This is a genomic window from Tateyamaria sp. (genome assembly GCF_039945315.1).
Classification (GTDB): Bacteria; Pseudomonadota; Alphaproteobacteria; order Rhodobacterales; family Rhodobacteraceae; genus Tateyamaria.
This window is the reverse complement of the sequence record NZ_JBDUXB010000041.1, coordinates 23,482-31,241: the sequence shown is the minus strand read 5'-3', so window position 1 is coordinate 31,241 and position 7,760 is coordinate 23,482. Positions and strand designations below refer to the sequence as shown.

Below are 7,760 nucleotides of genomic sequence, written 5' to 3'. Positions count from 1 at the left end.
CTGGATTTCATGCCCGCAATCCGCCGTTTTCTGATCTCGGACGCGAACATCGGACCGAACCGATGCCACCAAAATCTCACAGCTTCATGGCTCACATCGATGCCGCGCTCATGCAGCAGATCTTCCACATTGCGGAGCGATAATGGAAACCGCACGTACAGCATCACTGCCAGGCGGATTATCTCACGGTTCGTTTTAAAGTAGCGAAATGGATCAGGTTTGGTCATGCCTGAACGCTACAAATCCGCCCTGCCCGCCTCAAGCCGGTTTCCTCTGACAGTGCCTTCAAGCCAGTTTCGCTTTGCCCATCCGCACTCATAGTAAAAAAAGTTGCATGTAGAGAAAAATTCTGAAACATTCTGGCAAGCGATAGCGCCAAGCGAAGTTGGATTCTCTGTGAAAGATAGCGCCCCGAAAACCAATCACATCGACGGACGGGCAGTTGCAGCCCGCATACTTGAAAACTGCCGATCTTTTACTCAATGCTACAGCAACATCGGTCGGCTTGTCTCGGTTTCCATTGGGGACGTTCCCGAAGTCGCGGTTTATGTGCGAAATCAGGAGCGTGGTGCAGCCCGCGCTGGCCTTCCATTTGAATCACAGTTCTGGCCAGGCGACATCAACCAAGACGAGGCAAAAGCGCGCATACAGCGCATGAATGACGATGATGGTGTCATTGGGATCATCCTGCAACGCCCAGTGCCAGACCATATCAACCTGCGATCACTGCAATCCGCCATCCACCCGCTCAAGGATGTGGAGGGAATGAATCCTGCTTCCATCGGCAACATTGTCTATTCGGATGTAGCTTTGGCACCCTGTACAGCGGCGGCCAGTGTCGAATTGATTAAGGCCACGGGCCTTGACCTCAAGGGGCTTGAGGTCGTGATGATTGGCCACTCCGAAATCGTTGGCAAGCCGGCCGCAATGATGCTGATGGCGGAAGGTGCGACTGTCACTGTTTGTCACCACATGACACGCTCGGTCGCGATGCATTCGAGACGCGCAGACGTGGTTGTAGTGGCCGTCGGGATTGCGCATTTCCTCGGACCAGACATGATCAAACCAGGTGCCGCTGTGATCGACATAGGGATCAACCAAGTCGAAGGGCCGGATGGCGCATCTTACATTGTGGGGGACGTCGATACCGATGCCGTCAGCGAAATCGCAGGTTGGATCACACCCGTCCCGGGAGGAGTCGGCCCGGTGACTGTGGCGATCCTGATGCGCAACGCCACCGTCGCACACCAACGCCAAATTTCAGCAGGATGGGTTGTTTAACATGGGCAAACAGGACAACCGCTTTGACGTCGCGGCCTCGGTCGGCACGCACGCCAAGCCGCAAACCATAGAGATCCATGTCAGCAAAGGGTTCAATGGCTTGGAACTGACGTCTGTCACGCATGTGCTTGCCACTGCCAACACATTGCTTGGACGCGACCTTTTTTCCTGGCGGTTCAGCACAGACAAGCCCGGTGTCGTTTCTGGTGATCATGGTGCTTTGGTTCGGGCCGAGCCCGCGATCGCGGATCATCGCCTTGCGGATATGATGATCGTTATAGGGGGCAAGCGTACGATCGCAGACACTTGGCTGCCCCGAATCCGCGCAATGCAACGCAAAGCGCGCACCGTAGTGCTGCTGTCAGACGCAGCCACAGCGTATATCAAAGCTACAAAGGCACCCGGAGGCCATGTCACAACCCATTGGCGCGACGTCACTGCGCTGGTCGAAACCGCGTATCATCCAAAACTGACGACGCACCTGAGTGAAAATTCAGACGGCATCATAACGGCTGCCGGCGACGGCGCGACGCTGGAATTGATTGTTGGACTTATCTCTCCCTATCTGACGCGACCACAGGTGGCGGAGCTTGGCAGTCATCTGATGCTGCAGACAATCCGCAAAAGCGACGCTGACCAGCCCAAGTGCCTCTCCGATAACGAAGGTTTGTTTGATGCTCGCCTGACGGAAGTGATCCGTCTGATGGAAGACACAGTGAATGAACCGATGTCGATGGATGAGATCACGGCACATGTCGGGATTTCATCGCGCCATCTAGAACGGGTATTCCGAAAGACTTTCAACGATACTCCCGCGCGTTTTTACAAACGTCTGCGGGTCAAACGCGTCAGGACGATGATTGAGGAATCGCTGCTGCCGATGATCGACATTGCCGTGGCTTGTGGCTTTGGCTCATGCACCACGATGGCAAAGGCCGTCAAAGTGGAATACGGCGTCACGCCGTCCCAGATGCGCGCGCGCAAAAGCATTCAGTTGCTGACATACGATGGCCGTCAGAGCGCCAGATAGCCGATTGCAACAAAGACTATAACGATCCCAATCCATTGGGAGCGGGTCACCGGCTCCTTCAAAAAGATGGAGGCAAATATGATAGTCAAAACTCCAAAAATCGACGCACCGACTGAGGCAAATTCAGGGTAAGCGTAGTTGCCAGCAACCATCACCGCCCCTATGGCAATTGCATCAAGCAATCCCATGGCCAACAAGATCGGAAGCGCCGACCGAACAGGCAGTACAGGTTTGCGCAATATCAGCGCAATCAGCACCACAACGGCAACAGCACCAACGCGCGCGATGGCAATCGCCGTCATTTCGGTGCCGTCAGCAACTGACAACTGGCCAAGGGCAAAAGACAGGGCAAACCCGACAGCGGCCAGCACCGACCAAAGGATAGCTTGTAGCGTTGGCGGGGCCGCCTCTTCGTTGGCCGAAGACATTGCCGCAAACCCACATCCACCTACGATCACCAGAACTGCCAGCCATTGCAGCATCGTGACCGATTGTCCATTTGCCACAGCCCAAGCGACCGACAAGATCGGAAAGCTGGCCACGACCGGAGCCACGACCCGGACCGGTCCGATAGCGAGGGCCGCGTAAAACGACATACCCGTTACCCCAAACACCAGCCCGGACAAAATCGCCATGACGCGCGCCTCGGAGGTCATACTGCCGGTGTCCAGCGCAAAGGCCAGTATGGACGTTACCACCGTTCCGGTCAGCAGAACGGGAAACAGAGAACGGAACACGCCTAGCTTTTGTGAGATGTAGCGCACCATCGTGTCATGCACGCCCCAGCTGAACGCAGCTATTAGCCCTAAGGTCAGTGCTCCCATGACAAGGGCACCGTGCATGGATAGGATTTTTTCACGTACGATGTCCCCTTCCCTTGCAGCATCTGCGCTGCAAGAGTATTCTCACAGTTAAACAATTATTCCGCTAGTGCAAAATTTCGGCGGTTCGGGAGGTGACAATGCTTGATGACCCCTACCCCACGGTTAAACCGGGCCCACCTCGCCCCAGCCAGATTATTCAACCTGCTCAGTTCTCGATGCCTCGCGGTATGGAACGGTATGTCGTACAGGGCGCGGGTGCCGTTCTCATTCCTGTCGAAACAGGTGACTGCCTGACGGTCATCAATGATGAAGGCGGTCAAATCTGCGAAATTGTCAGTTCTGATGACAAAGGCCGGGTGAATGACAGCATCCTTGACCGCCCAGCAGACGCCCCAGCGGAAGGGCTGCGCGCATTGTTGGCTGGCAACGATCAATCCCTGCGCGGCCTGCGCATGGGTCTGGATGCACGCAAGATCGATCTTTCATCCGCGCAAGCAACTCGCCTGTTCGGGTTGGACTCGCACGCCAAAGCCGAAGAGGCGATGCGCGTTTCGCGCGATGGCACGTTGATCATTGCGGCCCCCGGCGAAGCGATGGATGCCGAGGCACAGGACACCGTAACTCCGCTTACTGTGATGATCCAACGAGCGACGATCAAAAGTCATACAAAATTTGAATTACCTGACCCGTTGGCCGACCCTGTTGCTGACATTCGCGTGCACACGCAAACGGCCGAGGCTTTCTTTGTCAAAGCAGGGGATTACATTCAGATCATCGATGTCGATGGCCGTCAGTGTACGGATTTCGAATGCTTTTCTGCACGTAAGCTCGACAAAGGCATCGAACACGCCTTGGACGTGACAACCACCCGCACGCTTATGGGGCACGCCTATCCAATGCCGGGCCTGCATGCGAAATACTACGATCAGGAAATGTTACCGCTTGTCGAAGTGGTGCAAGACACCTGCGGGCGCCACGACGCCTTCGCACTCGCTTGCTCGGCCAAGTACTACGACGACATCGGTTATCCGGGCCACGCCAACTGTTCGGAAAACTTTAATTCCGCGCTGGCCGAATTCAACGTTACGGGCCGGCCTGGGTGGATGGCCATAAACTTCTTCTTCAACACCTATCTCGACGAACACGGTGTTATGTTTTCGGACGAACCATGGTCGCGCCCCGGTGACTTTGTCTTGCTGCGGGCGCTCACAGACATCGTTTGTGTCTCGTCCGCCTGTCCAGACGACACCACTGCCGCCAATGGCTGGAACCCAACGGACATCCACGTGCGCACCTACAGCGGGCGCGAGACCTTTCAACGCAGTGTCGCCTACCGGCCAACCCCTGATGCGGACCCAAAAATGACCAAACAAACCGGCTTTCACGAAAGCTTTGCCAAGCACACCCGCAACTTCATCGAATACAACGGCTATTGGCTCGCCAACTGTTTTGCCGAGGCGGGCCCGATCGATGAATACTGGGCCTGCCGCAAGCGGGCGGTCATCATGGATCTGTCGCCCTTGCGAAAGTTCGAGATTACGGGCCCCGACGCTGAGGCACTTTGCCAATATGTGTTTACCCGCAACATGAAAACGCTGGCCGTGGGCGGCGTTGTCTACACCGCCATGTGCTATGAGCACGGCGGTATGATCGACGACGGTACCGTCTTCCGTTTGGGCAAGGACAATTTCCGCTGGATTGGCGGCAATGATTATGGTGGCGAATGGCTGCGTGAACAGGCCGAGAAACTGGAACTGAAGGTGCTTGTGCGGTCTTCCACCGACCAACTCCACAACGTTGCCGTCCAAGGCCCCGAAAGCCGCGATCTCTTGCGCAAGATCGCCTGGACCGCGCCCCACAATCCCGAATTTGACCAGCTTGGCTGGTTCCGCTTTACACCGGCACGTTTGAACGACGAGGGAGGCACTCCCTTCGTGATTTCGCGCACTGGCTACACTGGCGAGCTGGGATACGAAGTCATGTGCCATCCCAAGCATGCGCCCGAAGTTTTCAGCGCCATCTGGGAAGCGGGGCAAGGCCACGGCCTGCGCCCCATGGGTTTGGAAGCGTTGGACATGGTGCGGATCGAAGCAGGACTGATCTTTGCTGGATACGATTTTTCCGACCAGACCGACCCATTCGAGGCTGGGATCGGCTTTACCGTCCCACTGAAATCCAAGCCCGACGATTTCATTGGGCGCGACGCTTTGATCCGACGCAAGGAGCATCCGAGCCGCAAGCTTGTTGGCCTCGACATCGACAGCAATGTGGGTGTGGATCACGGCGACTGCATCCACATCGGACGCGCGCAAATTGGCGAGGTGACATCATCCATGCGTTCGCCCCTGCTGGACAAGAACATCGCGCTGGCCCGGATTGACGTGGCCCATGCTGACATCGGCACACATGTTGAAGTCGGCAAACTGGACGGCCATCAAAAGCGCCTTCCGGCTGAAATCGTGCCTTTCGCCCATTATGATCCAAAGAAAGAGCGGCCCAGATCATGATCCGCCGCGCGTTCCTTGCTTGCCTCTTGGTTCTGGCGTTGCCTGCGCAAGCCCAATCGGTGAAGCTGAAGGCGCACGAAATCGACGCCCTGCTGTCTGGCAACACGGCTGTAGGTAAATGGGACGGCACCGCGTATCGTCAGTTTTTTGGCGCGGACGGCACGACCATTTACACCCAAGAAGGCGCGCGCTCGACCCGAGGCCAATGGCGTATCGACGCGGCCAAAGATGAATACCAAAGCATCTGGCCACGAGATTCAGACTGGGATGGCTGGTTTGTAATGGAATGGGATGGGACGTTCTATTGGGTCAGCAAGAAAACACCACCAACCCCGTTCAAACTACTTGAAGGCGAACAGTTGGTCTCACCATGATCCGCGCAGTTGTTCTTTGTATTGGCTGCGCAACGACAGTTCATGCGGATGGCTTTTGTGCGAGTCTTACTACCGACCAGCCTGCAACCCTCGCTCTGCCAGAAGGAACTGAGGGCACATGCAGCACGTCGCTTGACCTGTCAGGTGCGCGTGCCCAGAACTGCCATTGGCCGTTCACATACCGCGCGCCCGAAGCCATAGAGGCGTTCGATGCAGTACTGAAAGCCACTGCGGCGTGCCTCGGAGTGCAACCCATTGCCGATCAAGACGTGAACCACCCTGACAGCTACGACCTGCGCACATTTCACACCGACACCGCGCAAGTCGCGGTGTCGATCAAGGACAAGGGCGCTTTGCAGCAGACCTATGTTTTCTTGCGGATCAACACGCCCTAGTTCTGCAAATAGACTTCCAGACTATCATCCAGTGCGTCGACCCACGGTGTATGGTGGATTGGGGCCATCGATCCGGTCATAACCGAAGCATAGCAATTGTCGCGGAAGCTCATGATGCCCTTTTTCTTGTGCCCCTTCCACGCCTTGAACGCCTGACAAGCCACTTCGACATCAAAGGACGGGTAGTCGGTTTCTGCGATCAGTTCCTTGATGTAGTCGCCCTGATACCAGATCGCGTCGTAGTCATCCTCCCCCGCATCCTCGCGCGCGACACGGTCCGCGACATCTGCGTCCATCTCGGCTTTGGACGGCATCGCAATCTTGCCCATGATCACATCGCGGACCCACCAAGCTTGCGCGTCGAACATATTGAACGTGAACCACTGGTCCTGCATGCCCAGATAAAACAGCACGGGGTTATGCACCCATGCGACCCCCTTATAGAGATCCGCCGTCGCCAGACGGTTCGCCGTCTTCAGGCGCAATTCTTCAGCCATGAACGGAAAGTGGTGTTGGTACCCTGTGCACAAAATCACCGCATCGACATCGCGGCTGGTACCATCCTTGAAGTGCGCTGTCTTCCCGTCGACATGGGTCAACAGCGGAACCTCGCTCCAGTTGTCAGGCCAGTCGTAGCCCATAGCCGCCGTGCGGTGTGACACAGTGATCGACTTGGCTCCGTATTTCCAACACTGCGACCCGATGTCCTCAGCAGAATAGCTGGTGCCGACGATCAGGATGTCCTGATCCTTGAACTCAAGCGCATCTCGGAAATCATGGGCGTGCAACACACGTCCCTTAAAGGATTCAAAACCAGGAAACTCTGGCACGTTTGGTGTCGAAAAGTGCCCCGAGGCACAGATCACGTGGTCAAAGACCTCGGTGTACTCGTTGTCAGCAGGCAAATCCTTAACCGTTACGTTGAATTTTCCATCTTCAAACTCGACGCGGCGCACAGCGGTTTCAAAGCGAATCCAATCCCGTACGCCCGCTTTTTCCACACGGCCCTGGATGTAGTCGAACAGCACTGCGCGTGGCGGGTAGGATGCGATCTGCTTCCCGAAGTGTTCCTCGAAGGAATAATCAGCAAATTCCAATCCCTCCTTTGGTCCATTCGACCACAGATAACGGTACATGGAACCATGCACCGGCTCTCCATACTGATCCACACCGGTGCGCCACGTGTAATTCCAAAGCCCGCCCCAATTGGACTGTTTTTCGAAACACACAATATCGGGTATGTCCTCACCGTTTTTCTTGGCGGACTGGAATGCGCGCAGCTGTGCCAGACCCGAAGGTCCCGCCCCTATGATGGCGATACGTTTAGGCATTTTACGACTCTCCCGGCT

General features: G+C 56.1%; 7 protein-coding genes and 1 pseudogene. 5 read left to right on the top strand and 3 right to left on the bottom strand.

Annotated features, from left to right (window positions below):
* Positions 1 to 227, bottom strand: a pseudogene (locus ABJD00_RS13380) (IS6 family transposase); the annotation flags it as partial.
* Between the two features lie 169 nt (positions 228 to 396).
* Here ABJD00_RS13380 and ABJD00_RS13375 point away from each other — a divergent pair.
* Positions 397 to 1,281, top strand: a complete 885-nt coding sequence (locus ABJD00_RS13375) for a bifunctional 5,10-methylenetetrahydrofolate dehydrogenase/5,10-methenyltetrahydrofolate cyclohydrolase (RefSeq protein WP_413849035.1) — start codon at positions 397 to 399, stop codon at positions 1,279 to 1,281.
* 1 nt (position 1,282) lies between these two features.
* Positions 1,283 to 2,311, top strand: coding sequence for a GlxA family transcriptional regulator (locus ABJD00_RS13370; RefSeq protein ID WP_413849033.1), 1,029 nt, complete (start codon positions 1,283 to 1,285; stop codon positions 2,309 to 2,311).
* Here ABJD00_RS13370 and ABJD00_RS13365 read toward each other — a convergent pair.
* On the bottom strand, positions 2,296 to 3,135 hold the full coding sequence (locus tag ABJD00_RS13365; RefSeq protein WP_413849031.1) for an EamA family transporter: 840 nt from the start codon (positions 3,133 to 3,135) through the stop codon (positions 2,296 to 2,298). The genes ABJD00_RS13370 and ABJD00_RS13365 overlap by 16 nt on opposite strands.
* Before the next feature lie 137 nt (positions 3,136 to 3,272).
* On the opposite strand from ABJD00_RS13365, the gene ABJD00_RS13360 reads away from it, so the two are divergent.
* Genes ABJD00_RS13360 through ABJD00_RS13350 form a run of 3 tightly spaced genes read left to right on the top strand, consistent with a single transcriptional unit; the run spans position 3,273 to position 6,411 of the window.
* Positions 3,273 to 5,642, top strand: coding sequence for a DUF1989 domain-containing protein (locus ABJD00_RS13360; protein ID WP_413849029.1), 2,370 nt, complete (start codon positions 3,273 to 3,275; stop codon positions 5,640 to 5,642).
* Complete coding sequence (locus tag ABJD00_RS13355; protein ID WP_413849027.1) at positions 5,639 to 6,016, top strand: hypothetical protein; 378 nt, start codon at positions 5,639 to 5,641, stop codon at positions 6,014 to 6,016. Before ABJD00_RS13360 ends, ABJD00_RS13355 begins: the two co-directional genes overlap by 4 nt.
* The gene (locus ABJD00_RS13350; protein ID WP_413849025.1) at positions 6,013 to 6,411 is read left to right on the top strand and encodes a hypothetical protein; all 399 of its coding nucleotides are present in this window, start codon (positions 6,013 to 6,015) and stop codon (positions 6,409 to 6,411) included. The genes ABJD00_RS13355 and ABJD00_RS13350 overlap by 4 nt, the downstream gene beginning before the upstream one ends.
* Here the strand turns inward: ABJD00_RS13350 and ABJD00_RS13345 are convergent.
* Positions 6,408 to 7,742: an NAD(P)-binding domain-containing protein gene (locus ABJD00_RS13345; protein ID WP_413849023.1), complete on the bottom strand. Its 1,335-nt coding sequence runs from the start codon at positions 7,740 to 7,742 to the stop codon at positions 6,408 to 6,410. The two genes, ABJD00_RS13350 and ABJD00_RS13345, sit on opposite strands and share 4 nt — an antisense overlap.
* Between the last annotated feature and the right edge of the window lie 18 nt (positions 7,743 to 7,760).